Genomic DNA, 25,792 nt, shown 5'->3' on the forward strand with positions numbered 1-25,792 from the left:
GGCCATGACACCCCTCGCGATGACAGGTCTGGGCATGGTGACGACGGTCGGCCATGACCTCGTGACGGCCTATGGCGCCCTCCGATGCGGGATGGCCAGGCCCTGGCCCGTGGAGTTCGAGGTGCCCGCAGACGCGGGCAACGGCAACGAGCACCTCACCGCCCACCCGCTGCGCGGCATCACCGATGGCTTCCAGGGGCTCGGGCGCTACCTGCGGATGGGGCTCCACGCCATGGAGGACCTGCTGCACCAGGGAGGCCTCCGCCAGGAGCCCGCCCGGTTCTGGCAGGGCACGGGGCTCTACGTCGGTCTGACTCGGACAAGGAACCGGGAGCTCGATTTCTACGACGACATCCTCCAGGAGCAACTGCCCGCGCGGCTCGTGGCCGAGGCCGGGCTCGCCATCCCGGAGCACCGCCAGCACGTCGTGTTCCGGGGGCACGCCGCCGCGCTCTGGGCGCTGCGCGAGGCGTCCACCGCCATCGAGCAGGGGCACGTCGAGCGCGCGCTCGTGCTGGGCGTGGACAGCCTCCTGGAGAGTGACACCCTGGCCCTGCTGGCGGCCACGCGGCGGCTGAAGCTGACCATCAAGCCAAGGGGACTCGTCCCGGGCGAGGCCGCGGCGGCCATCCTCCTCGAGCCGCTCCGTGACGCCAGGCGCCGGGAGGCGGTCATCCGTTGCACCGTGGAGGCCACCGAGACGGGGCGGGAGCAGGCCACTCGCGCCTCCGGTGCCCGGTCCGCCGGTACGGCGCTGTCGGAGGTCATTGCCCGCGTCCTCCCCCAGGAGCGCCCGCTGCGGGCCATCTACGGGGACCTCAACGGGGAGGACAGCCGGGCCGACGAGTGGGCCCACACGCTCGTGCGGCTGTCGGAGGAGCACGACCTCTCCGCGGCCGCACAGCACTGGCCGGCCGTGTCCCTGGGAGACACGGGTGCCGCCAGCGGCGCGGTGGCCCTGGCCGCGGGGGCGCATGCCCTGTGGCGCCGTCACGTCAGCGGGGGGGATATCCTGGTGTGGTCCAGCGCGGACAGCGGTGAGGTGGCCGCCGCCATCCTCCGGGGGGCTGACCCGCTCGCTTCTGCTCCAACCCCGCAGGGAGGACGCCGATGAGCGCGAAGAAGGTCAACGACCCGGACAATCGGCACATCGATGAGCGGAAGTTCCTGATCGAGCTCCACAAGAAGAGCGGTGGCAAGCCCTGCTTCTGGAAGCACGAATACGGCACCTCGAGCGACGAGTGCATCGCCATTCCCAAGGGGGAATACGACACGCACGCCTGTCATTACCGGGCCAATGGCATCAAGCGCGCGGAGAGCGAGCCCGAGGTCTACAACACGCGCCGCATTCCGGGCACGGGGGAGGCTCGGAGCGACAACCGGGAAGTGGCGATGAAGCTGGGCTTCATCGTCATGGACACGGCCCGGCGCAAGTACACCTTCAGTCGCGAGACGCATGAGTACACCACCCTGGCCGAGGACATCGCGGCCCGGAAGAACAAGTCAGAGGCGGGCAAGGGCACCCGCTTCCTTGACGCCTACCGCGGCCGCTACGGCAAGTCTTTGGGCTGGCTCGCGAAAGACAGGCACGCCTGGGACGTCAAGCACCGCATGACGCTGGACCCGCAGGACTTCAAGCAGGTCTACGGCGCCACCAAGAACAACGCGCTCACGGACTACGACGATGCCTTCCGCGAGCTGGCCACGCCCATCGTCGACAAGGCGCAGCTCGCGCCCATCAACTTCCACATTCCCCAGAGCGACAACCCCGCGATGCAGGGCCTGGGCAAGTGGTTCCCGTACGAGCACGACCACCACCACATGATTCCCGCCAGCGCGTTTCAGGAGTTCGTGCTCAACGGGCCCAGCACCGACCCGAGCATCATGAACTACATGTCCCGGGCGCGCATCGTCATGCAGGGCACCTGGAACATCCACAATCCAGACAACATGATCCTCCTGCCGAACGAGGTCTATCCGGGGCGCATCCTGGACCTCGCCGCCCACATTCCCTGGCAGATGGGCGCGGACCACAAGCCGTATTCGAGGGAGCTTGAATCGGCGTTGGAGCCCGTCCTAAAGCTCATCGACGCTGGGCTGAAGCAGACTCCCGAGACGCCGCATGATGCCGAGGAGACAGCGGCCGCCGATTTCTCCCAGGCGATGAAACGAATCTGTGACAAGCAGCGTGCGAAGTTCCTCAAGAAGGGGTTCTTCGTCCTCGAGCCCAGATGACCCCGGCGCAACGAGGGGATGGGAATGTGATGAACAACGAAACGGCGTATCAGGTCTTCAGCATCAACCCGGATCCCCGTGTAGCCCTCCTCCGGGACGTCAGTGCGAACGTCCCAGACTACATGCAGCTCACGGATGGCATCCCCCTGAAGGGGACCATCCCGGAGTCGACGACCTTCACCCTCTCCGAGGAGGGCGGTGACATGCTCTGCGACTTCGTCGAGAACACCTCGGGGACGCTCATCGTCTCTTCCCGGGCTCGCGAGGCATTGGAGACGGAGGGCATCACGGGCGACGACTTCGAGTACCTGCCCGTCACCCTGAAGGACAAGCGCGGCCGCGCCCTGAAGAGTCGGTTCTACATCGTCAACCCGCTCCAGAAGGTCGAGTGCATGGACCGGGAGCGCTCGGAGTTCTCCGCCAGCGCCCGCACGGACAAGATTCTGTCGGTTCAACAGCTGGTAGTGCGGCAGGATATGGTGCCTGCGAGGCTGAAGCTCTTCCGGTTGGGCGAGTGGCCGCGGGTCATCGTCATCCGCTTGGACCTGGTGCAGCGGCTCCAAGAGGCGCAACTGACCGGCCTGTTCGTGGTCGAGCAAGGCGAGGATTTCATCTGGTGAGCGAGATGGCATACCAGGTCTTCAGCATCAACTCGGATCCCCGGCTGGCTTATCTTGAGGATGTCAGCGCGAACGTCCCGGACTACATGCAGCTCACGGATGGCGTCCGCCTGAAGGGGACCATCCCGGAGTCGACGACCTTCACCCTCTCCGAGGAGGGCGGTGACATGCTCTGCGACTTCGTCGAGAACACCTCGGGGACGCTCATCGTCTCCACCCGGGCTCGCGAGGCATTGGAGGCGGAGGGCATCACGGGCGACGACTTCGAGTACCTGCCCGTCACCCTGAAGGACAAGCGCGGCCGTGCCCTGAAGAGTCGGTTCTACATCGTCAACCCGCTCCAGAAGGTCGAGTGCATGGACCGGGAGCGCTCGAAGTTCTCCGCCAGCGCCCGCACGGACGAGATTCTGTCGGTCCGACGGCTGGTGGTGCGGCAGGAGCAGGTGCCCGCGGAGCTGAAGCTCTTCCGGTTGGGCGAGTGGCCGCGCGTCATCGTCATCCGCTCGGACCTGGTGCAGCGGCTCCAAGAGGCGCAACTAATCGGCCTGTTCGTGGTCGGCCCGGGCGAAAAGTTCACCTGGTGAGCGTAAAGGGACGTCAAGGATGAGCATGGACCCGGGATTCGTCAGCCTCCAACTGGAGCAACTCATCGACCTGCGGCTCGAGGCGCTGCGCAAGGGGAACGCGAAGCCCCGGCACGTGCTGGACCTCTCGCGCATGTTCCGGCGCATGGGGTGCGGCACGCTGCTGGCCGGCGGTGACACCAGCTTCTTCTTCCAGGGCCTCTTCTACGCCGCCGACGCCTACCTCCAGCTCCTCGAGCGCAAGGAGCGCGACCCCTCGCTGGCGGACCCCTACGACCTGGCGCGCGGCCGGGCCGAGCCGCTGCTGGATGCCCTGGCCCTCGGAGACGCGGAGCTGGTGCGCCGCATCGACGCCCGCGCGCTGACCCAGTACCGGGAAGGCATGGAGTACGAGGAGGACTTCTGGTTCTTCATGCTGCTGCCCCGGCTCCTGGACCCGTCCATCGGCGAGCCGGAGACCCGTGAGGAATTGCGCCAGATGCACGAGGCCCTGCAGGGAATCGTCTACCCCCGCTACGACGCGGTGGTGGCGCTGGCGCGCGGAGACCGCGAGGGCTTCGAAGCGGCGCTGGAGGCCCTCATCCAGGCCTGGACAAGCCAGTTTGAGCGCGACGCGGAGTCGGAGCGGGGCAATCCCTACGCGCTGGCGACGGAGGCCGAGATCTTCGTGGAGGGGCTGGCGCTCGTCCGGCTGGCGCGCATCCGGGGCATGCCCACGCGTGAGGAGTACCGCCTCATCCCCGCCGCGACGCTGACCGCGCCTCCGGCGGAGCAGCTCCGCGAGCCCCTCTGGAAGGACTGACGAGGCAAGCCATGGCCAACCATGTCGGCGTGAACAAGATGTCGGTGGTGACGAAGGACAGCAACGGCACCTCGGTGGCGTTCCCGGACGTCTGCAAGACACCGAGCCCGGCCGGCCCCATCCCCATTCCCTATCCCAACATCGCGAAGTCCTCGGACACGGCCAAGGGAAGCAAGACGGTGACGGTGGATGGCAACCCGCCGTGCCTGAAGGACTCCCACTTCAGCACCAGCACCGGGGACGAGGCCGGCACCGCGGGCGGAGGCGTGGTCTCGGGAAAAACCAAGGGCAAGGCCGAGTTCGTCAACTACTCGTTCGACGTGAAGATTGAAGGCAAGAACGTGGCCCGGGCCATGGACCTCATGCTTCACAACGACAAGAACACGCCTCCCACGCCGGTGCTCCAGCCCCCCGTGATGGCCGTGGGCCAGGGCACTGGCAAGAAGACGTGTGCCATCTGCAAGGAGGATTACTAGCCATGGGGGCGCCAAAGCAGAACCCCGGCCACGCCCCCGGAGCGGACCTGGCCCGGCCCGAGGCCGGCGTCATCACGAAGGTGGATGGCAAGCGGGTCCACATCGAGGGCCAGGACGAAGTCGTGCGCTCCCGCGGCAAGGCCCGCATCACCCTGCGCCGCAACGGCCGGGTCTCCATCCAGGGCGTCGAGGTGGAGTCCAGCGCCGTGGGCAACCACCGCATCAAGGGTGGAACGGTGGGCATCAATTGACGGGGCTGCGCGAAGACCTGCTCCCGCGCTGGGACATCTTCGAGGAGCACCTGGACGAGGCCACCTTCCTGTGGGCCCGGCGTGAACAGTGCCTCGTGTCGCCGCGCTTCGACCTGCAGGAGACGGGGGAGGAAGAGGCGCGCCTGGTGGCACACCTCGACGCGCTGGCCGAGGCCAGCGGCGTGGTGACCCGGAAGCTGGCCGAGCCCGCGCTGGAGGAGGATGAGCCCGCGCGCGTGTCCGCCGCGGCGTACGTGCTGCTCGCCGAGCGGGGCCGGGACGCCACCGGACTGTTACTGAAGGCGCTGGAGGCAGGTGACGCGGCCCGGCACGTGGCCATCCAGGGGGCCCTGGAGTTCCGGGAGGAGCCCGGGTGGGCCGAGCGGCTGGCGCCCCTGTCCGCGTCCCCGCTGCCCGCCCTGAAGGCGCTGGCGCTCGAGGTGGCCGCGTTCCACGGCGAGTCGCTGGATGCGGGCACGCTGACCTCGCTCGCCGCGAACGGGGAGCTGGCGGTGCGGGTCTCCGCGCTCAGGAGCGCGCGGCTGTTGCCAGAGGCGGCCCGCGCGGCCCTTGTCCGCGCCGCGCTGGCGTCGCCGGAGCCCGCCGTGTGTCTGGCGGGCATCGAGCTGGGGTTGCTGGGAGGGATGCGGGCCGCCTGGAGCGCATGCCAGGAGCTGGCCGGGGTGCGCTGCGCGGAGCGTGCCCGGGCCTGGGTGCTGCTGGCGCTGGGAGGCGGGGAGAAGGCCCTGGAAGTCGTGCTGCGAGGGCTCGAGGCGAAGGAGTCTCGGCACCAGGCCCTGTGGGCCCTGGGGTTCAGCGGGCAGGTGTCCGCCGCGGAGGTCTGCCTCAAGTGGATGGCAGAGGACCCGCCCACCTCCCTCCTGGCAGCGGAAGCCTTCTGCGCCATCACCGGCCTGCGCCTCGAGGGCCCCTACGTGGGGACGTCGCCAGAGGAGCAGGAGCTGCCGCCGCTCGATGAGGACGACCTTGAGGCGGACCTGTCACCCAGGCCCGAGCAGGCGCTCCCGGTACCAGCCGCGGACGCCATCGCGGACTGGTGGCTCGGCGCCCGCAAGCAGTTCGACCCCCAGAAGCGTTACCTGTACGGGGAACCCTTCGACGGCAGGGTGCTCCTCGCGGCGCTCGCCCAGGCGCCCATGCGCCGCCGGCACGTGCTGGCGCTGGAGCTGGCCCTGCGCAGCGGAGGGGCGCTCCGGGTGCGGACACGAGGCCGCGTGTCACGCCAGTACCACGAGCTGAAGGAGGCCTCCGGCGCGCGCCAGCGCATCTCGAGCCAGTCCTTCGATGCGCTGATGTCGAGATGACCAATCCCCGGAGAGGACATGGGCATCAAGGAGCTTGAGTTCACCACCGAGAACATCGGCCACCTCATCGACCTGAGGCTCCAGGTCCTGCGCGAGGGGACCGTGCACCCCAAGCATGTGCTCGACGTGTGCCTCCTCTACCGGCGGATGGGGTGCGGCACGCTGCTGGCCAGCTACGACGCGGACACGTTCTTCTATCTCCTGTACCAGGCGGCGGACAGCTACCTGCAGTTGCTCGAGCGCAAGCACCTGTGGCCAGCGCTGGACCCCTACTACCTGGCGCGCAGCCGGGCGGAGCCGCTGCTGGATGCGCTGGCCCTGGGAGATGAGGCGCTGGTGCGACGCATTGACGCGCTCGCGGAGCCTCAATGGCAGGCGGGGATGGAGTACGAGGATGAGTACTGGTCCCTCCGGCTCCTGCCTCGACTGGCCCTGCCTGAGACGCCACGGGCGGAGCTGTTCGACCTGCTGGACCGCCTGGAGCGGGCGGTGGACGGCGCCGAGTTCCCCCGCTTCGACGTCTTGAAAGCGTTGCTCCACGGAGACCCTGAGGCGTTCGAGGAGGCACTCCTGCGGGCCATCGAGGCCTGGCAGTCCCGGATGGAGCGCGCGAGGAAGTCGGGAACGGGCAACCCGCTGGCCCTGGCCACCGACGCCCACGTGTTCATCGAGGGGATTGCCTTCGTCAGACTGGCGCGAGCCCGGGGGCTGAGGCTCCGGACGCAGTACCCTCTCATCCCGCCCCTCGCCCTGTCAGCCCCGCCCTCGGACATCGAGCGGCGCCCCCTCTGGTGAGGCGACGACAACCGCGGCCATCCGCACCCCGGGCTCAAGATGAAGTCTCCCCGCGAGTTCCTCACTGCGAATTCACAACCCTGAGCTGTCCGATTTGACGGGGGGCAACTCCAGCGGCCTCCTCCCCAACTCCGGCGCCTCGCTGCTGCGCATCCGCTGATGTGAAGCCACGGGCACGGTTCCTCGGAGTGCTATTCTCCCGGCCTCTCGAGGAACCGTGACGGAGCGCCCCTCTCCCCCACCCGCGCAGGACGACGACGACTACGGCATGTCCCTGCCGGCGCTGGTCGTCCTGCGCATCAGCATCGTGTTCATCGAGCTGTTCACCCGGCTCTTCGACGTCCTCCTGCTGCTGCGCCACCCCCGGCTGCTCCCGCCCTACCTGCGCCTGTGGCTGCACGAGGTCCGCGTCTCGCCGTACCGGCTGAAGCGCTCCTTCGAGACGACTCGCGTGCTCCAGGCGAGCGGGCAGATTTTCAAGGAGCTGATGTACGGCGAGATGCCGGTACACACCGGGGTGTGGCTCTTCCGGAAGGCCGGCCTGGGCCCGGGCTCAAGGCTGGTGGACCTGGGCGCGGGACGCGGCCGCACGTTGATTGCCGCGCGCTGGCTGGGCGCGGAGGCCCGAGGCATTGAGCTGATGCAGCACCACGTCGACCTCGCCCGGGCGTCCGTGGAGAAGGCGGGCGCGCAGCTCATCGTCGGCGACGCGACGCGCGCGGACCTCCAGGACGCCACGCATGTCTTCACCAACTGGACGGCGCTGACGCCTCAGACGCGGGCCCGGCTGGTGGAGCGCTTCCGCACCTGCCGCCCCGGCACGCGCATCATCACCGTGACGCGGCCCGTGGAGGCGCCGGGCTTCACGATTGTCTCCCAGCACCGGCTGCTCTTCACCTGGGGACCGGAGCACGTCTGGATTCAAGAGGTCTCGGAGCCACGCCGATGACCGCGACGCGCACCACGGCGGTCCATGTCCACGACGGCTGCGACGTGTACGTGGGCCGGGCCTTCCGCGCCTACGCGAAGCCGAGCCCGCTCAACCCGGTGCCCGGCCGCTTCGGCAATCCCTTCAAGCCCGGAGGCGTGCGCACTCCGGGCGCCATGCTGCGCGCCTATTTCGCGCCGTGGCTGGGCTCGCTGCCGGAAGCGGAGCAGGCGCGCGTCCGCGAAGAGGCCCTGCGCCGCATGGGGCCAGAGGAGGACGCCTTCGACGCGTTCCGCTGGTACCTGGCGCTGCGCACCCGGCATGACGCGGATTACCGCGCCGCGTTGCTGACGCTGCGTGGCAGACGCCTGGGCTGCTGGTGCAAGCCCGGCCCCTGTCACGCGGACATCCTGGCGGAGTGGGTGGACGCACAAGCCGGCGGAGTCAGCGCTATATAGCGCCGCCATGCCCACCCTCATCCTCAGCGCGAAGGACCTCCGCAGCCTCTACACCGTCGAGCTCGGCCTCACCGCCGTCGAGCGGGCCTTCCGTGCCCACGGCCTCGGCGAGTCGCTGATGCCGCCCAAGGTGTACCTCTCCCTGCCCGCCTATGACGGCGACTTCCGCGCCATGCCCGCGTTCCTCGACGGCGCCGCGGGCGTGAAGTGGGTCAACGCCCATCCGCGCAACCCGGAGAAGCACCACCTGCCCACCGTCCGCGCCCTCTACATCCTCAGCGACCCGGACACCGCCTCCCCCCTGGCCATCCTCGACGGCACCCTCCTCACCGCCTGGCGCACCGGCGCCGCCGGCGGCGTGGCCTCCAAGTTCCTCGCGAAGAAGCAGCCCCGCACCCTGGGCCTCGTCGGCTGCGGCGTGCAGGCCCGCGTGCTCATCGACTCGCACCGCGCCCTCTTCGGCGACGGCCTGGAGCTGCTGCTCGCGGACACTTCCGAGGCCGCCGCCAAGGCCCTCCAGGCCGAGAAGGGCGGCCGCATCGTCAGCACCCAGGAGGCCTGCGGCGCCGACATCGTCTGCACCGCCACCCCCGCCCGCGTCCCCGTGGTGAAGCGCGAGTGGTTCCAGCCCGGCGCCCACATCAACGCCATGGGCGCGGACGCCCCCGGCAAGCAGGAGTTGGACGCGCGCCTCCTCACCGAAGGCCGCGTCTTCATCGACGACACCGAGCAGGCCCTCCACTCCGGCGAGGTCAACGTCCCGCTGCACGACGGCCTCCTCCGCGCCGAGCAGATCGCGGGCACCCTGGGCGAGGTCGTCGCCGGCAAGAAGCCCGGCCGCACCAGCGACACCGCGCTCACCGTCTTCGACTCCACCGGGCTCGCCCTCCAGGACGTGGCACTGGCCCGCGCCCTCTATGACGCCGCCCTGGCGCGAGGACTCGGACAGGCCCTCGACATCGTCGGGAGCTGAGGTCCACCCTCCCCCTGATAGCGGCGTGCGGATGAAGCGAACAGGCGGAGGCTGTTGAGTGACGGTGCCGCCGCTTCCTTGAGCCTGGCCAGCGGGTCGTCCGAGCAGCGCTGGCCGCCCACACGGGCCGAGCGCGCATCGACGTCAGCGAATCAGGGGCGCCATGAGGCAGGACGCCAGGCGGGCCGGGGCGCACTTGAGGCGCTCGCTGTTTGGAAATGTCGGGACATTTCGCGGCGCAAAACCCCCGACATTCCCGAACAGCGAGCTCCGGGACCGGCTCCGCCCCCCCGGCGCGAGGGCTCCGTTGGGGCGACACCGCGGAGGGGACGCCCACTGCGACGGCTCCTTCGCTCAGCGCATCTGAGCCGATATGAGTCGAGCGCGCTCGCGTCTCGTCCCTCCCTCCGCGGCATGAGGCTCGGACGCACCCCGCCCCGGGCGCACCGCCTCCTGAAGAGAATCCGCGCCGCCGCGACAAGCCGCCGTGATGCCCCCCCGTGCAATGCCTGTCGCACGGCCGCGGGTGCTTCGCCGCTCCCGCTGGATGACTTTGGCTTCAAGTCAATCGCGCCCAGGCCGCGCACGCGGCGCGTCAGGGCCATGAGCATGCATTGCACATGTGTCTTGAATGCCTCGGGTGAACCCGCCTCGGGGTGATGCGCGACCCGCGTGGACAGGTGATGGCTGTCATGCACGCGAGCCAGGCATGCGCCCGCTTCCCCGGGCGCTTTGCTTGCATGAATACGCAGCGCGGTATTCTTCGAGCGAGCCCCCCATGCCCTCACACGCCGCTTCACCTGCCTTGCCGCGCGGCGCGCTCGCGCGCGTCGCGTTCGTCCTCGTCACGCTGACGGGTCTGCTGCTGACCGGGCCCGCACGGGCGGCCACCAACGCCGAGTCCGCGCAGCGCGCCATCAACTACCTCAGCGCGGACGCGGCGAACTGGTCGGCGCGCTTCGGCTGCACGTCGTGCCACCGCCACGGCGCGGCGATGTTCGGCCTCGCGAACGCGCGCACCACCGGCTACGACCTGGACGCGCTCACATACAACGGGCGCACCAACCGGGAGAACCTGGAGTTCATCGCCGGGCGGCTCGTCTCCGAGCAGCGCGCGGACGGCTCGTGGTTCCACGAGGGCGTCCACTACCCCAACGCCAAGACGAGCTACTCCGCCTTCGGACTGGCGGGCTATGACGCGCACCTGGGCACGCGCTACTCGGACGCGCTGGTGCGGGCCGCGGACTGGGCGCTGACGCGGCAGGAGGCCACCGGCCGCTGGCGCGAGGACTTCCCCTTCTACCCGGTGGGCTACGGCAACGTGGGCGTCACCGCCCGGATGATGACGGCCGTCGCCCAGGCCCGGCAGCGCGTGGACCCGGCCCGGGCCGCGCAATACCAGGCCGCGCTGGAGCGCGCCGCGGCCTACGTGCGCGCGCACATGAATGACGGGACGGACGGCCCGGGCAACGACGGCCAGCGCTACACGCACCAGGTGGCGTGGGCCATGGTGGGCCTGAAGGCCGCGGGCCCCGGCGCGGACAACGTGAATGCCCAGGCCCTGGAGGCCATGGCCACGCGGCTGCTGTCCACGCGCGCGGGCGGCGGCGCGCCGGGCTGGGGCTCGCTGGAGGGCGACGCGCCGGACGAGTTCGCCACCGGCATCTCCCTGTACGCGCTGTGCCTCGCCGGCCGGAAGCCCGGCGCGGACGGGCGCATGTCGGAGGCGCTGGAGTGGCTCAAGTCGCGGCAGGCGGCCGACGGGAGCTGGGGCGCGGACACGCGCTACCCGGACATCCCCACCACCTTCGCCTCGCTGGGGCTGGCGTGCTTCGGCGACTACAGCGTGGGCGTCAGCGTGAGCGGCGGCGCGCGCCGGCCCTTCGAACACGACTTGCCGCGCGCGCAGTCCGTCACCTACCCCGTCACGGTGCGCAACCACGGCTACCAGACGGACAGCTACCGGCTGAGCACCCAGGGCGGCCTGCCCGGGTGGACCGCCTCGCTGAGCCGCGCCACGCTGGAGCTGGCGCCCGACACCGAGGCCACCCTCACCCTCACCGTCACGGCGCCGGAGGGACTGGCGCCGTCGCTCAGCTCGGAGGTCATGGTGGTGGCGGCGTCCCAGGAGGCCGCGGGCGTGAAGGGCTCGGTGCGCGTCACCACGTACACCAACCCGCCGCCGCCCACCGACGGCGTGCCCACCACCACCACGCTGCTGGCGCCGGTGGACGGCCAGCTCACGGTGGCGCTGGACAACACGCTGTCCGCGCGCGTGGTGGATGACCGCGGCTGGGAGGCGCGCGGCCCCGGCATGGGCGTGGTGACCTTCTCCGTGGCGGGCGTCACGGTGGGCGCGGACAACGACGCGGACGGGGACGGCGTGTACACCTTCGTGTGGCGGCCCCGCGCCTCCACCTGGAGCGAGCTGGGCGTGCAGGACCTGCGCGCGGTGTACTCGGGCGTGACGCTTTCGCCCGCGCGGGAGAACCGGCTGGGCAGCGCCGCGGCCTTCGCGGTGGAGGTGCACCCGTCCCCCTACCCCGCGCCGTCGGTGACGCTGTGCGGCCTGCCGGGCTTCACGGACGCGCTGACGCTGGAGGCGTGCGGCTTCGTCACCCCGCTGGCGGCGGGCGCGGAAATCGACTCGGCCACCTTCGTCATCCAGGGCGTGAGCCACCCGGTGGCCCCCGACCCCAGCGGCGGCTTCGTGGACGCGGTGCTGCCCCTGGTGGACGGGCCCAACGTCATCCGGCTGGTGGCCACCGACACCTTCGGCGGCATCGCCAGCGAGGAGGCCGTGGTCATGGTGGACAACACCGCGCCGGGCATCACCTTCGTCTCCCCCACGCCCGGCGCGGCCATGGCGACCTACAGCGTGGACGTGCGCATGGTGGTGCGAGACTGGTCCCCGGTGCGCGTGGAGACCAACTGGATACAGGTGACGGACGTGCCCGCGGGCGGCGGGGACGTGACGCACCGGGTGGACCTGTGGCCGGGGGAGAACCTCATCCTGGTGCGGGCCACGGACTCGGTGGGCCACGTCACGGAGCGGATGCTGACGGTGTGGGTGGACGCGGCGGCGCCGTGGGTGTCCACGGGCCTGCCGGACGGGTGGCTGGTGGGGCCGCAGCCCCAGGACGCCATGCCCTACGACATCGGCGTGTACTCCGCGTCCGCCACCACGGTGACGCTGTCCCCGGGGCGCGCGTACGCACTGCCCCGGGGCGGCGGCGGCGTGCAGGCCACGGTGGACCTGGTGCCCGGGGACAACGTCTTCACCATCGACGTGACGAGCGAGACGGGACTGCGCACCACCCTGACGCGCACGGTGCGCTACGACGACGCGCCGCCCCAGGCCGCGCTGCTGCTGCCCGCGCCGGGGCAGGCGTACAGCGGCGTCGTGGTCATCACCGCGCGGGTGACGGACGCGGTGAGCGGGGCGCGGTGGGTGGCCTTCACGCGGGACGGCTCGGGCATCCGGGCCGCCACGCTCCAGCCGGACGGCACCTGGACGGCGGAGCTGGACACGCGCGAGCTGGTGGACGGCGAGCACACCGTGGAGGTGTGGATGGACGACGCCGCGGGGAACTTCGCCGTCCAGACGTTCCCCTTCGTCACGCGGAACGCGCCGTAGCGGGGCCCGGCGGCGCGGCCTACTTCTTCTTGTGCTGCATCGCCGAGGCGACCAGGTTCATCAGCTTGAGCTGCACCGCCGTCAGCTTGCGCAGGTTGCGCATCAGCCGCCGCATCTCCGGCGTGTCGTCCTCGCGATGCTTCGCGGCGGCCTTCTCCTTCACCGGCGGCGGGGCGGTGAAGCCCTCCCCCAGGCCCAGCAGCTCGTGGGGCGGCACGTTCAGCACCGTGCACAGCCGGCGCAGGTTCTGGACGCTGGGCAGCATGTGGCCGCGCTCCAACCGCCCGTACACCTCCGACGCCATCCCGATGCGCTCGGCGACATCCGCCTGCGTCAGGCCCATCCGCACCCGGGCGGCTCTCGACGCGGCCCCCAGCATGCTCGCCAGTTCTGTGTCCATGCGTGTGTCAGTCCACGGAAGGGGGGCCGGCCCGCCGCCCGTCCGGAAGACGCCGGGCAAACCCTCAAGGTCGGGTACTTTCACCATACCTTCCGCGTTTTTTCAAAGCGCTCGCGCGCCTCAGCGGGCGGGGGTGCTCTCCGCCGCATCCAGCAGCAACCGGCGGCGCTCCGCCGCGGTGAACAGCGTGGACAGGGGCAGGCCCAGGAAGACGGCGTGCAGCACAATCTGCGGGAACTGCGGCACCTCCAGGAACCACGGGTAGGAGCCGCGCCCGACGAACTGGAAGTTCACCAGCCACACGAAGATGCCGTAGAGCATCCCCACCGCCGCCTGGAACTCCCAGCGGCTGCGCCCGTCCGGCGGCAGCCACGCGTCCAGCACCGAGTAGAAGAGCCCCACCACCGCCGCAATCACCAGGTGCACGCCCACGCCCAGCAGCAGGGCCGTGCCGTCCGCCACCTGGGCCGTGAAGGCCTGGGGCCCCAGCAGCACCGCCGCGGACATGCGCACCGGCCGCAGGGGGCCGTCCCCCGACGCCACCGCCAGCACCACCTCCGCCAACGCCAGCACCACGCCCGCGGCCATCCCGAAGAGCAGGCCGTTGGTGGCGGACCAGGGCGTGTACCTCCGCCGTGCCATCCTTCCTCCCTCCTTGCCAGGGGCCGCCGCATGCCCGGCCCTCCGTTCAACCTGGGCACGTCCGCCGCGGGCGGGCAGCCAGGACGCGCCGAGGGCTCGCGATGCCCCGCCTCCCCGGCCGTCCACCGGGCCGGCCTCGCGTTTCCATGGCCAGCCCCGAAGGGCCATTCAACAGTGACTCCCGGGACTTCGAGCCTGTCCTTTCTTCCGTCCCGGAGGCCGCAAGCCTGTAACTCCTGCAGCACGGGTCACCCGGCACCTGCCCCAGCTTGTTGAAAATCCAAGCGCCGGGGTGTGGGCACGCCGTTGGCATACGAAGCATCCCCGGAAAGGACGAAGGACACCGGGACATGCCGCAGCTCCGCCAACGACAGGGCCCTCACCGCGTGCATTACGCGCCACAAGCGTGGCGGGAGGTGGGCCGCATGACGGCGGAGACGTTCCACGCGCTGCAGCAGGTGCTGGAGCGCCTGGGAGATTCGGCCCTGCGTGCGCCCGCCGCCGCCAACGGGCTGGTGGCGCGCCATGTCGTGCCGCAGCACGGGCTGGAGCTGGAGTACGCGTGGGATGAGCGCTCGCGCACCCTCACGCTGCTGGGGCTCGCCCGCGTCCACGACGCGCCCTGAGCGGCGCCACCCACCGGCCCCGCGCCGTCCCCGGGGGCCGCCGTCCCGTCCCCATTCCCCGCGCGCCTTGAGCGGATAGAGTGTTTGAGCTTCAACTTCATGGGAGGATTTCCCGTTTGAAACCAGGACGTGGCTCCGCGCCAGGCGTAGAGACGGGGCAGCGGGGGCGCGCGGGCAACGTGCGCTCCTTCACGCGCGGCTCGGGCGCCGGTGAGGCGGGGGCTTACCTCCGCGCCGGGCGCCTCCCTACCTTGGACGGGTGATGTTCCAAACGGGCGAGGAACAGCGTCACCCGCTTGAGGAAGGCGGGCCCCATTCACCCTGGAAGTCCCGCGCCTGGAGCGAGCTGGAGACGGCGCGCGCGCGCGTGCTGGCGATGCTCGGCGGGCTGCCGGAGGCCGCGCTGCGCCGTCAGCATTCGCCCCTCATGTCGCCGCTCATCTGGGACGTGGCGCACGTGGCCAACTACGAGGAGCAGTGGCTGCTGCGGGCGCTGGGGGCGCCGGCCATCACCGACCCGGCCTTCGACGCCATCTACGACGCCTTCCGGCACCCGCGCGCCACGCGCGCCGAGCTGCCGCTGCTGCCCCCCGAGGCCGCCTTCGCCTACGCGCGGCGCGTGCGGGAGGCGGTGCGCGAGCACCTGGACCGGCTGCCCGAGGACAGCGCGGCGCCGCTGCTGCGGGGCGGCTACGTCTTCGGCATGGTGGCACAGCACGAGCAGCAGCACGCGGAGACGCTGGCCGCCACGCTGCAGCTCATGACGGCGCCGGCGTACCCCGTGCCCCCGGCGCGCCCGCGCCCCCGGCCCGGCGCGGTGCCCCAGGGCGAGGTCTTCATCCCCGGCGGCGAGGTGCGGCTGGGCAGCACCGGGCCCTGGGCCTACGACAACGAGCGGCCCGCGTTCACCCAGGACGTGGCCCCGTTCCTGATGGACGCGCACCCCGTCACCAACGGTGACTACCGGGTGTTCGTGGAGTCGGGGGGCTACGAGGATGCGCGCTGGTGGCACCCCAAGGGCTGGGCGCTTGTCCAGGCGGAGGGGCTGAGGCACCCGGGCTTCTGGCTCCCCCAGGGCAACCACACCTGGCTGAGGCGGCGCTTCGGACAGGTGGAGCCGCTGCCCGGGGACGAGCCGGTGCAGCACGTGTGCTGGTACGAGGCGGACGCCTACGCGCGCTGGGCCGGCAAGCGGCTGCCCACCGAGGCCGAGTGGGAGAAGGCCGCGCGCGGCGGCGATGGCCGCCCCCGCGAGTACCCCTGGGGTGACACGCCGCCCACGCGCGCGCACGCCACCCTGGGCGGAGACACCTGGGGCCCGGCGCCGGTGGGCAGCCATCCGCGGGGCGTCAGCCACGACGGCGTCTGGGGCCTGCTGGGTGACGTGTGGGAGTGGACGGCGAGCGACTTCCGCCCCTACGCGGGCTTCAGCGCCTTTCCCTACCCGGAGTACTCCGAGGTGTTCTTCGGCGAGGCCTACAAGGTCCTCCGGGGAGGCGCGTGGGCCAGCGCACCGGTGGCGGTGCGCAACGGCTTCCGCAACTGGGACTTCCCCAACCGCCGGCAGATTTTCGCCGGCTTCCGCTGTGCACGGAACGCGAGGTGAGGTGAGGCGATGCGGGTGACGACGGTACCGACGGTGACGACTCCGGGCGAGGACACGCAGCCCACGCCGGGAGTCCAGGTGGACGTTTACGTGAAGCCGGGGGACGCGAAGCGCGCCCTGCGCGAGGAGGCGCTCCAGGGCCTGTGTGGCATGCCCAAGGAGCTGTCTCCCAAGTGGCTCTACGACGAGCGCGGCAGCCAGCTCTTCGACGACATCACCCGGCTGCCGGAGTACTACCCCACGCGGCGCGAGCGGGAAATCCTGCTGGCCCACGCGGGCGACATCGCGCGGCTGAGCGGCGCGGACACATTGATTGAGCTGGGCAGCGGCACCAGCGAGAAGACGCGCCTCCTGCTGGACGCGCTGGAGGAGGCGGGCCAGCTCGCGCGCTTCGTCCCCTTCGACGTGAGCGAGGCCTTCCTGCGGCGCGCGGCGACGGGCCTGGCGCGTGAGTACCCCGGCATCACCGTGCACGCGGTGGTGGGCGACTTCGAGCGGCACCTGGGCCAGCTCCCCAACGGCGGCCGGCGGCTGGTGGCCTTCCTGGGCGGCACCATCGGCAACCTGAAGCCGGCGCAGCGCGCGCTCTTCCTGCGCCAGCTCTCCGCCGGGTTGCAGCCGGGGGACGGGCTGCTGCTGGGCACCGACCTCATCAAGGACCGCGAGCGGCTGTACGCCGCCTACAACGACAGCGCGGGCGTGACGGCCGAGTTCAACCGCAACGTGCTCAAGGTGCTCAACCGCGAGCTGGGCGGGGACTTCGACCCGGGGGCCTTCGAGCACATCGCGCCCTTCGACGAGCAGAACGCCTGGATTGAGATGCGCCTGGTGTCCCGGCGCGCGCAGAAGGTGTGGCTGTCCACGCTGCGCAAGCAGGTGGACTTCGCCGAAGGCGAGGTGCTGCGCACGGAGGTGAGCTGCAAGTTCCACCAGGACCAGGTGGCATCCGAGCTGTCGGCCGCGGGGCTCACGCTGGCCGAGTGGTGGACGGACGCGGCGGGCGACTTCGCCCTCTCCCTGGCCTTCAAGCGCTGAGGCGAAGGTGCTCCAAGGGGGCGCGGGGCGGGGACTCCCCCCGCCTTCGCGCCCCGCGCCGTTTCCAGGGTGTGGAACGGCGTCAGGGGCGGCGGTGCTTCAGCGGCGCGGGTTGCGGCGCGAGCCGCTCCGCACCGGCACGGGCACCGGCTGCGGGGACGGACGCGTCCAGGCCGCCCAAAGCGCCCCCAGCCCGGCGACCACGAGGCCCCCCACGGCGATCAACTGCTCCCCGACGGGTGCGATGTCCACGGTGGCGAGCGGGAGGGGGAGCATTCCGGAGAACGACATGCGGGGACTCCTTGCGAGGGCACTGCGTGGAGGTCCTGGATGGGCCCGAGGCGAGCACCCAACGCAGTCCGGGAGGGTGGAGGTTAGAGATTCGTGACGGTCAGGGGAAGCCCCTGGGCGTCGATGTCGGCGTGGCGTGCACGGAAGTGCACCCTGGATGCATAACGATGGGACACCCGAGGCGCGCTGGATGTTCACGAGCCGGTGACGAACGCCTGCTCGCCTGCCTCCCCACCGCCAGGAGGAGACACTCCCACCCCCCTCGACGTGCGATTGCGCCAGACGCGCCGTGCTACGGCAGCGCGCCCTGCACCCGGATTTCGCGGCAGGCGTCGGTGGCCCGCAGCACGTCCTCGGCGGACGCGCCCGGCAGGCTGGCGCAGAGGAACAAGTCGTTGCCCACGCGCCGCGCGCCGAAGAAGCCGGGGGCCTCCGGGCCCACGCCGCCGTCGGCCAGCCTGGGCGCCAGGGTGATGCGCAGGAGCGAGTAGCGCTCCGTCTCTTCTTCCTGGTCCAGGGAGAACTCGAAGTCCTTCAGCTCCTCGCGGACGCGCTCCACCAGCGTCTCGATGGAGGGCAACTGCGCGCCCTCTCCGCGCTTCAGGTCCACCCGCAGCACGGGGCGGCCCGGCGGGCCCGCCTGGAAGCTGTCATCCGGCGCCACCTGCGCGGACCAGCCGTCCGGCAGCGGCACCTTCACGCCGGAGCGGCTGGCGGATGGACGGCCATCCTCTCCGGTGTCGGAAGCAGCCCCCTGCTGACCGCAGCCCTTGCAGCCGCCCAGGAGGGAGAGCGCCAGCAGCGAGGCTGGCGCCATGTGCTTCCAGGGACGCACGCCCTACTTCTTCTCGCCACCCGGCGGGGGCGGACGGGGACCGGTGCCCAGGTTCTCCATCTTCAGCGAGCCCTCGAAGATGACGCCGCGGTCCATGGACAGCGACGGCGTCTCCAGGTTGCCCTTCACGCGGCCCGGCGTCTTGAGCTCGATGATTTGCGTGGCCTTCACGTTGCCTTCGACCTGGCCGTTGATGATGACGGTGCCGGCCTGGATTTCGGCCTGGACCTTGGCGCCATCCCCAATGACGAGCACGTCCTTGGTGATGATCTGCCCCTGGAACTTGCCGTCGATACGGACCTGCCCTTCGAAGGTCAGCTTCCCCTCGAACTCGCTCCCCTTGCCCAGGAGCGTGTGGACCTCACCAGAACGCTGCGACACGGATTCCTCCTCCCGCCTGAACAGAGGCTTGCTGGGTGCTTCGTCTTTTTTCCCGCCAAGGAGCGCCACGTCCTACTCCTTCCTGAGAAGCTTCAAGAGCCGGTCGAGGTCATCGTACGAGAAGAAGTCCACCTCGATGGTGCCCTTTCCGGGGCTTCGTTCGGTGAGCCGGACCTTGGTCCCCAGCCGCCGCTGAAGCTCCTCCACCAGTGCCTTCACCTGCGGGCTCTGCTTGGGTGCCGCCTTGCCCGCGTCCTTCTTCCCGCTGGAGCGACTCTGCTGGACCAGGCGCTCCGTGTCACGCACGGAGAGCTTCTTCTCCGCGACTTGCCTGGCCAGGTTCTGCAGCTCCGGCAGCCGGGGCACGCCCAGCAGCGCGCGCGCGTGGCCCATGCTGAGCGAGCCATCCGCCACCATGCCCTTGACGTCCGCGGGCAGCGCCAGCAGGCGCAGGGCGTTGGCCACCGTGGAGCGCTCCTTGCCCACGCGCACACTGACCTGCTCCTGCGTGAGCTTGAACTCCTCCACCAGGCGCTTGTAGCCCTCCGCCTCTTCAATGGGGTTCAGGTCCGCGCGCTGGAGGTTCTCCACCAGGGCCAGCTCGAAGGCCTGGACCTCCGTCACGTCGCGGACGATGGCGGGCACTTCCTTGAGGCCGGCGGCCTGGGAGGCGCGCCAGCGGCGCTCGCCCGCGATGATGCGGTAGCCGTCACCGTCCTTGCGGACGAGGATGGGCTGGAGCACGCCCTGCGCCTTGATGGACTCGGAGAGCTCCTTGAGCTTCTCCTCGTCGAAGTAGGTGCGCGGCTGCTCCTTGTCGCGGTGGATGGACTCGATGGGGAGCTTGAGGACGCCGGCCTTCGCGGCCTGCTCGCCGCCCTTGCCGGAGCCGGCGGCGCCCGCCTGGGGGATGAGGGCGGACAGGCCGCGTCCCAGGGCCCGCTTCTGTGCGTCTGCTTTCACCACGTCGTGACTCCAGCCAGGGCGCGGCTCAAGCCACGCGCCTGCGAGGGCTCTTGGGGGTGTCCCGCTTCATCAGCTCGCGGCCCAGCGCGAGGTAGCTCTCACACCCCTTCGACTTGATGTCGTACAGGATGATGGGCTTCCCGAAGGAGGGGCACTCGGACAGGCGCACGTTGCGCGGGACGATGACCTCGAACACCTGCTTCTTGAAGTACCCGCGCACCTCTTCCACGACCTGGTGGGCGATGTTGGCCCGCGAGTCGAACATGGTGAGCAGGATGCCCTCCATCTTCAGGTCCGGGTTGAGGCCCTGCTTCACCAGGTCGATGGTGTGGGTGAGCTGCGAGAGTCCCTCGAGCGCGTAGTACTCGCACTGGAGCGGGATGAGCACGGAGTCCGCGGCGGCCAGCGCGTTGAGCGTCAGCAGGCCGAGCGACGGCGGACAGTCGATGATGATGTAGTCGTATTCAGGGGCCAGCGGGCGCAGGGCATCGCGGAGGCGGAACTCGCGGTTGTCCTGGTTGACCAGCTCGACTTCGGCGCCGGTGAGGTCCGGCGTGGCCGGCACCACCTGGAGGTAGCGCAGCTCCGTGGGGTGGAGCAGCTCCTGGATGGGCCGGTCGTTGAGCAGCGCTTCGTAGATGGTGCCGTGGATGTTGTCCTGCTTGATGCCCAGGCCGCTGCCCGCGTTGCCCTGTGGGTCCATGTCCACCAGCAGCGTGCGCCGCTCCGCCGAAGCCAGGCTCGCGGCGAGGTTGATGGCGGTGGTGGTCTTCCCGACGCCGCCCTTCTGGTTGGAGATGCAGATGATACGACCCACGGTGGCCCATCCTCTCTCTGCCCGGCCGTTGGCCTGGGCCCCGCGCGTGATGCAGTGCACGGTTGCGCGCTGATCCACGCTGCTAGCACGCGGTTTGGTATCGGATCAAATTCACGGCGAGCCTTGCTTCCCTGCTCTCTTCACGGGGGTTTGCGCTGGCCTGGAGGCCGGTGGCGGGTGCCCGGAAGGGGCCTGGAGGCTGGCCGGGTGTGCCTCCTTATATAAGGAGGCGGCGCGCCGGGGTGCCAGTGGAACGGGGGCCCGGAGGGCTCGTGTCAGGCCCCTATATAATGATGCGGCCCGCGCCGCGGGCCCGTGACTCACGGGTTTCCGTGGCGGGCTTGGGGCGGTGGACGGCGGACAGGCCTGGCCGCTTGTTCCCGGTGGAACCGTTTCGGCGGCGCGCGGGTGGCGTGGCGGCGGCCGGGCGAGCGGGCGCACGGGGGCGGCTGGGAATGCGGCCAGCGCGGCCGGTGCGGAGCGTCAGCGGACCTTTGTGCCAGTTTTCAGGGGGTGAGCGGCGGCGGACTTCTCGCGGAGCCGGCGTGGCTCCGCGAGGTTCGCGCGCGTGCCCCTTCATGCGGCCGTACCTCCCACCGCGCCCGGCGGGGCGGAGCGCCTGCTGGAGGCGCCCTTCGCCACGCCCGGGGCCCCCGCCTGAGCGGGAGCCGCGGGACGCGGCGCGGTGGTGCGGACCTCAGCAGTTGTCGGGCTTCTGGGTGAGGACGTAGAGGAAGAGGGCGAAGTTGGCCACCAACTGGAGCATCACGACGGCCACGTAGGCGCCGCCCGTGGCCCAGAGCGCGGCGACCTGCGCGATGAGCATGGTGCAGTTGGCGGCGATGGTGAACCAGCTCCCCGTCAGCGCGGCGCCGAAAATCTTGCCCAGGGTCCCCGCCGTGTAGAACGCCTTGATGATTCGGATGATGCTGTTGACGTCCTGTTGGGAGTACTTCGCCACGCTCTCCACCGTGTTGAGCAGCGCGGTGCTCTCCGAGACGGCCTTCTGGATGGGGGAGATGAGGTTCGCCCCCGCGAAGCCCACGCCGAACGCCGCCAGCAGCATGGAGAAGGCCGTCGCCGCCACGGAGACGACCCACCCGATGCACGCGGTGTTGACGGTCAGCACCATCCGGCCGGCCTCCACCCTGCCCCGCGCGGTGTGGTGGTAATAGACGAAGTGGTTGCCCTCCACCTGGCCGGTGAAGGCGCCCACGGGCACGCCCCCGGGGCCGCCCACCCGCGCCAACCCCTGGTTCAGGTTGTCGCGGTAGAGCGACCGCATCCGCTCCCGCGTTGACTCGGGGAGCGCGGCCAGCAGGGGCTCCAGCGAGGCGAGCACGGACTGCGCCTGCGGCTGCGTCAGCAGCTTCTGGGTGGGGAAGGCCACCGGCGCCGCGAAGAATTGCTGGGCGGAGGGCAGCGGCGGATCCGCCTTCGCCACCTGCTGCCCCCTGACCTCCGCCCCCGGCGGGGGCGTGGAGTCCGACGGCGGCGTGGTGACGATGCCAGGCGTGGCCGTGTTGAGGAACAGCGGCGGGTGGCCCGTCACCTGGTTGCTCAGGACGATGCCATTCCAGGCGTAGTACGCCACGCAGCCGTCGACGTCGCTGGGGTCCCGCGACATGTACTGCTGCACCTCGCTGGCGGTGAGCGCTCGGGACCAGAGCCCCGCGGCCTGGAGGTGGCCCTGGAAATCGTAGGTCGCGCCTCCGGGGGCGGTGGAACTTGGCTGGGCGCCGAAGAGCCAGACGGGCTGCGCCAGCCGGGGCAGGACCTGCCCGCCGATGGTCATGTCGAGCTGGCCGTCCAGGTAGATGAGCAGCGTGCTGCCGTCATAGGTGGCCGCCAGGTGGTGCCACGTGTCGGGAGGCAAATGCAGCGTATGCCCCCAACCCTGCCCGCCGCCGTTGGCGCTGGATTTGGTGACCTGGAGATTGTACCCGTTGCCGTCCCACTGCAGGCCCAGCGAGAGCCCCTCGTTGCTGACGCCGTCCTGGCACGCGAACAGGGTATGCGAATCGTCCTGGAAGGGAGAGGGCGCGCCGACGTTGAACCACGCGTGCACGCTGAAGGGGCCGCCGTCCGCGACCGTCGTGAGGTTGTCGCGGGGTGAGGGCTGCGCCGCGCCGTTCACCAGCCGCAGCGACGGCGCCAGCATCACCACCTGCGCGCCGTGCTCCAGGTTCGCCTGCCCCTGGTTGTGTCCGGAGACATCCGCGGTGGAGCCATCGCTGAAGCTGAAGCAGGCGGCGAGCGTCGGGTCCGGCTGCGGGACGTCCCACACCGGCTTGAGCTGGTCGCCGGAGCGCATGGCGGACCAGAAGGCGACGTTGAAGAACTGCGCGTCGCAGGACGAGCCCAGCACGAACGGCGACGTGCTTCCCGCGATGTTGGACTGGCTCCCTTCAATGAGGACCGTGCCGTCCACGTACACCGTGTAGCGGCCGGCGTTGGCGCCGGTCGACTCGAAGTTGATGAGGACGTACTGCCACCTGTCGGCCCGCAGCTCGATTTCGGAGACCTGATGCTGTGACGAGCCCGAGAGCCTGAACATCAGCTTCAAGCCGTGCAGGCCCAGGTACCAATTGGAGCCGGACTCCAGCAGCTTGCCGTCGTAGCTGGGCGCGCGCGGCCGGAGCCAGAAGCCGATGGCGTAGGACGCGCTTCCACTCAGGTCGAGCATGCAATGCCCGCCGAGTTGGATGTACTGGCCATGGCGGAGGTCGGCAGCGCCGTATTGATACATGGGTCTCATGAAGATGGCTCCAGGGTGAGAGAAACCGCGCCCGCCAGAGGTGACGGACGTCGGGACCGCGGCCTCGCCAGAGCAAGGGGCACGCCATGCCGTGCGCGCGCACGTGCTCGCTCGGACTCGCTCGGACTCGCGCGGCGTGAGCGCGCCGCGTGCGTCCCAGCGTCACGCAGGTGAGTCGAACCAGGACGCACCCGCGCCCTGCTGACGAGCGTCATGGCTTTGCACGGTCGAGCGCTTCGCCGTGTCCATGAACGACCCGCGTGGGCGCGAGGTTGGCCGTGCCTGCCGAGGGTCCGCCTCGGCAGGAGCGCTGCGCCCCACCCTGAGCTGGAGGAGCGGAGCGCGAGGCCTGGCGTGGGACAGCGGATGGGACGGCGACTCGTGCTCGTGCGGAGGTGCCGCGCGAATGGCCTCGGACCTCTCACCTCCTCCACGCACCGCACCGGCTCGATGTGACGGCTCGGCCATCGCGACGCCTCCCCCTTGCTCCACATGAACGCGCGACCTTGCCCAGGCACGAGGACATGCCGTCGCACGAACCGGCGATGCGGCCACGCGCACCGTCACGCCGCGCGCGCTGCTCCCAACGATAGGGGTGGTGGCGCATCGACACGCTGTCATCACCGTCGGCGGCCATCGCGCTCCGCGAGGCACGACCACCGCGTTGACCGCGGAGGCCCAGGAGCACGGAGGCGCCGCGGTTCGAAGCGCCGGGACGGAGCGCGACACGATGCACGACGGGCATGAGCCATGGGTCTCCATGGGCGTGTGCGCGGGACCTTCCAGTTACCCGCCTGCGAGACTCGCGCGGAGCTCCGATGCACCGCGATGCCCGCTGCGGGTTCCATGCGGCCCAGGCCCTTGAGTGAGGGGTGAGCGCGGGTTGCCCTTTCAGGGCCCCTGACGCGTGCATGGCGGAGTCCTCACCGGCCCAGGCGAATCGCGCGCACCGCGCGACATGAACGCGGAGCCGTCAGCGGTCGGCTCGCGCCAGTGCCCGGTCCTCACCGCGTTCCACGTGGAGCAACCCCTGAGCACCGGCGGATGAGCGGCCGCCATCTTCTTCGTTGGGGTGCATGCGTCAGCACGGTCATCCAACGCGCGCACTCACGCTGAGCGGTTCGCGGGCACGGAGCGACGCGGTGCTCTTGAGGTGCTCGCGTCAGCACGCGCATCGAACACCCGCACTGACGATGCGCAGGGCGCGAGCGCGAAGCGCCCCGGGGCTCATGAGGTTCCTTTCCTCATCACCGCCCCCGAGGAGCGCGCATGCGGCCCGGCGTCTCCAGCCGCCGCGAAGAAGCACCTCAGGCACCGATGCTTCGGTCCACAGGAAGCTGGCGTCCGCGAACACGCCGGTTCCTGCCGTGGCCACCCGTGATGAAGCGGCGGCTGGCGCCCCGTGTCGAGCTGGCGATGCACCACGAGCACGCTCGGGCCCCGGCATCGTTGCTTCGGTTCACATGGGGGCGGCGTTCGCGAGCGCGCGGGCACGCCGCCGCGACCATGACCGATGAAGCCGTATCTGGCCCCTCGCATGAAACTCGCGATGCGCGGCGAACACGCAGGGCGCGCGAGCACCGTGCTCGCGTTCCACGTGGAACTGGCGATGCACCGCGAACACGCGGGCACACCGCCACGACAACCCGCGATGAAGCAGCGGCCAGGGCTCCACGTGGAACTGGCGATGCACCGCGAACACGCAGGGGCCCCGACACCGTGCTCGCGTTCCACGTGGAACTGGCGCTTGCGGGCGCGTGGGACCACCGCCACGACAACCCGCGATGAAGCGGCCGTTGGCGCGAGCACCGCGCCCGCGTTCCACGTGGAACTGGTGATGCACCGCGAACCCGCAGGGGCCCCAACACCGTGCTCGCGTTCCACGTGGAACTGACGTTCATGAACTGCGGGACCACCGCCACGGCGACCCGCGATGAAGCAGCGGCCAGGGCTCCACGTGGAACTGGCGATGCACCGCGAACCCGCAGGGGCCCCAACACCGTGCTCGCGTTCCACGTGGAACTGGCGCTTGCGAGCGCGTGGGCACACCGCCACGACAACCCGCGATGAAGCAGCGGCCAGTGTTCCACTTGGAACTGGCGATGCACCGCGAACACGCGTGAGTCCAGGCACCGCGCCCGCGTTCCACGTGGACCTGACGTTCATGACCTGCGGGACCACCGCCACGGCGACCCGCGATGAAGCGGCCGTTGGCGCGAGCACCGCGCCGCGTTCCACGTGGAACTGGTGATGAGGCGGACATGAACAAGGACTCGCGCAACCGCCGCGTTGGCGCGCGCACGCGGACGCGCACGTCCAAGTGAAGCGGCGCGAAGCGGAGCACGCGCGCA

General features: G+C 70.5%; 24 protein-coding genes. 16 read left to right on the forward strand and 8 right to left on the reverse strand.

What is annotated here, in order from left to right:
* Window positions 1-4 precede the first annotated feature (4 nt).
* The 13 genes from MYMAC_RS36225 to MYMAC_RS36285 all read left to right on the forward strand — a co-directional run bounded on the left by MYMAC_RS36225 (window position 5) and on the right by MYMAC_RS36285 (window position 13,084).
* Window positions 5-1,114, forward strand: coding sequence for a beta-ketoacyl synthase N-terminal-like domain-containing protein (locus tag MYMAC_RS36225; protein ID WP_095961387.1), 1,110 nt, complete (start codon window positions 5-7; stop codon window positions 1,112-1,114).
* Window positions 1,111-2,235 (forward strand): AHH domain-containing protein, encoded by a 1,125-nt coding sequence (locus MYMAC_RS36230; RefSeq protein WP_095961388.1) that lies wholly within the window; start codon window positions 1,111-1,113, stop codon window positions 2,233-2,235. Before MYMAC_RS36225 ends, MYMAC_RS36230 begins: the two co-directional genes overlap by 4 nt.
* A gap of 29 nt (window positions 2,236-2,264) precedes the next feature.
* A complete protein-coding gene (locus tag MYMAC_RS36235; protein ID WP_095961389.1) occupies window positions 2,265-2,855 on the forward strand; it encodes an imm11 family protein in 591 nt (196 codons plus the stop codon).
* Between the two features lie 5 nt (window positions 2,856-2,860).
* Window positions 2,861-3,439: an imm11 family protein gene (locus MYMAC_RS36240; protein WP_095961810.1), complete on the forward strand. Its 579-nt coding sequence runs from the start codon at window positions 2,861-2,863 to the stop codon at window positions 3,437-3,439.
* 25 nt (window positions 3,440-3,464) lie between these two features.
* Entirely contained in the window at window positions 3,465-4,241 is a 777-nt protein-coding gene (locus MYMAC_RS36245; protein ID WP_095961811.1) for an Imm49 family immunity protein, read from the forward strand.
* 11 nt (window positions 4,242-4,252) lie between these two features.
* A complete protein-coding gene (locus MYMAC_RS36250; RefSeq protein WP_095961390.1) occupies window positions 4,253-4,717 on the forward strand; it encodes a DUF4150 domain-containing protein in 465 nt (154 codons plus the stop codon).
* 2 nt (window positions 4,718-4,719) lie between these two features.
* Window positions 4,720-4,968: a hypothetical protein gene (locus MYMAC_RS36255; RefSeq protein WP_095961391.1), complete on the forward strand. Its 249-nt coding sequence runs from the start codon at window positions 4,720-4,722 to the stop codon at window positions 4,966-4,968.
* Entirely contained in the window at window positions 4,965-6,293 is a 1,329-nt protein-coding gene (locus MYMAC_RS36260) for a TIGR02270 family protein (protein WP_095961392.1), read from the forward strand. The genes MYMAC_RS36255 and MYMAC_RS36260 overlap by 4 nt, the downstream gene beginning before the upstream one ends.
* A gap of 18 nt (window positions 6,294-6,311) precedes the next feature.
* Window positions 6,312-7,088, forward strand: a complete 777-nt coding sequence (locus tag MYMAC_RS36265) for an Imm49 family immunity protein (protein ID WP_095961393.1) — start codon at window positions 6,312-6,314, stop codon at window positions 7,086-7,088.
* A 268-nt stretch (window positions 7,089-7,356) separates the two neighbouring features.
* On the forward strand, window positions 7,357-8,037 hold the full coding sequence (locus MYMAC_RS36270) for a class I SAM-dependent methyltransferase (RefSeq protein WP_170114840.1): 681 nt from the start codon (window positions 7,357-7,359) through the stop codon (window positions 8,035-8,037).
* Window positions 8,034-8,474: a DUF4326 domain-containing protein gene (locus MYMAC_RS36275; RefSeq protein WP_095961395.1), complete on the forward strand. Its 441-nt coding sequence runs from the start codon at window positions 8,034-8,036 to the stop codon at window positions 8,472-8,474. The genes MYMAC_RS36270 and MYMAC_RS36275 overlap by 4 nt, the downstream gene beginning before the upstream one ends.
* A gap of 7 nt (window positions 8,475-8,481) precedes the next feature.
* Entirely contained in the window at window positions 8,482-9,447 is a 966-nt protein-coding gene (locus MYMAC_RS36280; protein ID WP_095961396.1) for an ornithine cyclodeaminase family protein, read from the forward strand.
* A gap of 778 nt (window positions 9,448-10,225) precedes the next feature.
* On the forward strand, window positions 10,226-13,084 hold the full coding sequence (locus MYMAC_RS36285; protein ID WP_095961397.1) for an Ig-like domain-containing protein: 2,859 nt from the start codon (window positions 10,226-10,228) through the stop codon (window positions 13,082-13,084).
* Between the two features lie 19 nt (window positions 13,085-13,103).
* Here the strand turns inward: MYMAC_RS36285 and MYMAC_RS36290 are convergent, their stop codons facing one another.
* Both MYMAC_RS36290 and MYMAC_RS36295 read right to left on the reverse strand, forming a co-directional pair.
* On the reverse strand, window positions 13,104-13,484 hold the full coding sequence (locus MYMAC_RS36290) for a helix-turn-helix domain-containing protein (protein WP_043709807.1): 381 nt from the start codon (window positions 13,482-13,484) through the stop codon (window positions 13,104-13,106).
* Window positions 13,485-13,604: 120 nt separating this feature from the next.
* Window positions 13,605-14,126 carry a hypothetical protein gene (locus tag MYMAC_RS36295; protein ID WP_095961398.1) on the reverse strand — a complete coding sequence of 174 codons (522 nt, stop codon included), beginning with the start codon at window positions 14,124-14,126 and terminating at the stop codon, window positions 13,605-13,607.
* 425 nt (window positions 14,127-14,551) lie between these two features.
* Between MYMAC_RS36295 and MYMAC_RS36300 the strand changes: the two genes are divergently transcribed.
* The 3 genes from MYMAC_RS36300 (at window position 14,552) to egtD (ending at window position 17,393) form a co-directional block, all read left to right on the forward strand.
* Entirely contained in the window at window positions 14,552-14,752 is a 201-nt protein-coding gene (locus MYMAC_RS36300) for a hypothetical protein (protein WP_013936873.1), read from the forward strand.
* 262 nt (window positions 14,753-15,014) lie between these two features.
* Window positions 15,015-16,358: an ergothioneine biosynthesis protein EgtB gene (gene egtB, locus MYMAC_RS36305; RefSeq protein ID WP_204817281.1), complete on the forward strand. Its 1,344-nt coding sequence runs from the start codon at window positions 15,015-15,017 to the stop codon at window positions 16,356-16,358.
* A gap of 9 nt (window positions 16,359-16,367) precedes the next feature.
* Complete coding sequence (egtD, locus tag MYMAC_RS36310; protein WP_095961400.1) at window positions 16,368-17,393, forward strand: L-histidine N(alpha)-methyltransferase; 1,026 nt, start codon at window positions 16,368-16,370, stop codon at window positions 17,391-17,393.
* 99 nt (window positions 17,394-17,492) lie between these two features.
* Here egtD and MYMAC_RS36315 read toward each other — a convergent pair whose 3' ends face one another.
* The 6 genes from MYMAC_RS36315 to MYMAC_RS36340 all read right to left on the reverse strand — a co-directional run bounded on the left by MYMAC_RS36315 (window position 17,493) and on the right by MYMAC_RS36340 (window position 23,441).
* A complete protein-coding gene (locus tag MYMAC_RS36315; RefSeq protein ID WP_013936870.1) occupies window positions 17,493-17,684 on the reverse strand; it encodes a hypothetical protein in 192 nt (63 codons plus the stop codon).
* Window positions 17,685-17,976: 292 nt separating this feature from the next.
* Window positions 17,977-18,519: a hypothetical protein gene (locus MYMAC_RS36320; protein WP_095961401.1), complete on the reverse strand. Its 543-nt coding sequence runs from the start codon at window positions 18,517-18,519 to the stop codon at window positions 17,977-17,979.
* A gap of 3 nt (window positions 18,520-18,522) precedes the next feature.
* Complete coding sequence (bacM, locus tag MYMAC_RS36325; protein WP_043709801.1) at window positions 18,523-18,969, reverse strand: bactofilin BacM; 447 nt, start codon at window positions 18,967-18,969, stop codon at window positions 18,523-18,525.
* 3 nt (window positions 18,970-18,972) lie between these two features.
* Window positions 18,973-19,866, reverse strand: a complete 894-nt coding sequence (locus tag MYMAC_RS36330) for a ParB/RepB/Spo0J family partition protein (RefSeq protein WP_013936867.1) — start codon at window positions 19,864-19,866, stop codon at window positions 18,973-18,975.
* A gap of 25 nt (window positions 19,867-19,891) precedes the next feature.
* Window positions 19,892-20,683 carry a ParA family protein gene (locus MYMAC_RS36335; protein ID WP_013936866.1) on the reverse strand — a complete coding sequence of 264 codons (792 nt, stop codon included), beginning with the start codon at window positions 20,681-20,683 and terminating at the stop codon, window positions 19,892-19,894.
* 697 nt (window positions 20,684-21,380) lie between these two features.
* Window positions 21,381-23,441 carry a LamG domain-containing protein gene (locus tag MYMAC_RS36340; RefSeq protein ID WP_239989232.1) on the reverse strand — a complete coding sequence of 687 codons (2,061 nt, stop codon included), beginning with the start codon at window positions 23,439-23,441 and terminating at the stop codon, window positions 21,381-21,383.
* Between the last annotated feature and the right edge of the window lie 2,351 nt (window positions 23,442-25,792).

The organism is Corallococcus macrosporus DSM 14697, from assembly GCF_002305895.1.
Taxonomy (GTDB): domain Bacteria; phylum Myxococcota; class Myxococcia; order Myxococcales; family Myxococcaceae; genus Myxococcus; species Myxococcus macrosporus.

What these genes read in the sequence shown, in the direction of transcription:
- MYMAC_RS36225 (WP_095961387.1), top strand. Translation starts at nt 5, where the DNA reads ATGACACCCCTCGCGATGACAGGTCTGGGCATGGTGACGACGGTCGGC.
- MYMAC_RS36230 (WP_095961388.1), top strand. Translation starts at nt 1,111, where the DNA reads ATGAGCGCGAAGAAGGTCAACGACCCGGACAATCGGCACATCGATGAG.
- MYMAC_RS36235 (WP_095961389.1), top strand. Translation starts at nt 2,265, where the DNA reads ATGAACAACGAAACGGCGTATCAGGTCTTCAGCATCAACCCGGATCCC.
- MYMAC_RS36240 (WP_095961810.1), top strand. Translation starts at nt 2,861, where the DNA reads ATGGCATACCAGGTCTTCAGCATCAACTCGGATCCCCGGCTGGCTTAT.
- MYMAC_RS36245 (WP_095961811.1), top strand. Translation starts at nt 3,465, where the DNA reads ATGGACCCGGGATTCGTCAGCCTCCAACTGGAGCAACTCATCGACCTG.
- MYMAC_RS36250 (WP_095961390.1), top strand. Translation starts at nt 4,253, where the DNA reads ATGGCCAACCATGTCGGCGTGAACAAGATGTCGGTGGTGACGAAGGAC.
- MYMAC_RS36255 (WP_095961391.1), top strand. Translation starts at nt 4,720, where the DNA reads ATGGGGGCGCCAAAGCAGAACCCCGGCCACGCCCCCGGAGCGGACCTG.
- MYMAC_RS36265 (WP_095961393.1), top strand. Translation starts at nt 6,312, where the DNA reads ATGGGCATCAAGGAGCTTGAGTTCACCACCGAGAACATCGGCCACCTC.
- MYMAC_RS36270 (WP_170114840.1), top strand. Translation starts at nt 7,357, where the DNA reads ATGTCCCTGCCGGCGCTGGTCGTCCTGCGCATCAGCATCGTGTTCATC.
- MYMAC_RS36275 (WP_095961395.1), top strand. Translation starts at nt 8,034, where the DNA reads ATGACCGCGACGCGCACCACGGCGGTCCATGTCCACGACGGCTGCGAC.
- MYMAC_RS36280 (WP_095961396.1), top strand. Translation starts at nt 8,482, where the DNA reads ATGCCCACCCTCATCCTCAGCGCGAAGGACCTCCGCAGCCTCTACACC.
- MYMAC_RS36285 (WP_095961397.1), top strand. Translation starts at nt 10,226, where the DNA reads ATGCCCTCACACGCCGCTTCACCTGCCTTGCCGCGCGGCGCGCTCGCG.
- MYMAC_RS36290 (WP_043709807.1), bottom strand. Translation starts at nt 13,484, where the DNA reads ATGGACACAGAACTGGCGAGCATGCTGGGGGCCGCGTCGAGAGCCGCC.
- MYMAC_RS36295 (WP_095961398.1), bottom strand. Translation starts at nt 14,126, where the DNA reads ATGGCACGGCGGAGGTACACGCCCTGGTCCGCCACCAACGGCCTGCTC.
- MYMAC_RS36300 (WP_013936873.1), top strand. Translation starts at nt 14,552, where the DNA reads ATGACGGCGGAGACGTTCCACGCGCTGCAGCAGGTGCTGGAGCGCCTG.
- egtB (WP_204817281.1), top strand. Translation starts at nt 15,015, where the DNA reads ATGTTCCAAACGGGCGAGGAACAGCGTCACCCGCTTGAGGAAGGCGGG.
- egtD (WP_095961400.1), top strand. Translation starts at nt 16,368, where the DNA reads ATGCGGGTGACGACGGTACCGACGGTGACGACTCCGGGCGAGGACACG.
- MYMAC_RS36315 (WP_013936870.1), bottom strand. Translation starts at nt 17,684, where the DNA reads ATGTCGTTCTCCGGAATGCTCCCCCTCCCGCTCGCCACCGTGGACATC.
- MYMAC_RS36340 (WP_239989232.1), bottom strand. Translation starts at nt 23,441, where the DNA reads ATGAGACCCATGTATCAATACGGCGCTGCCGACCTCCGCCATGGCCAG.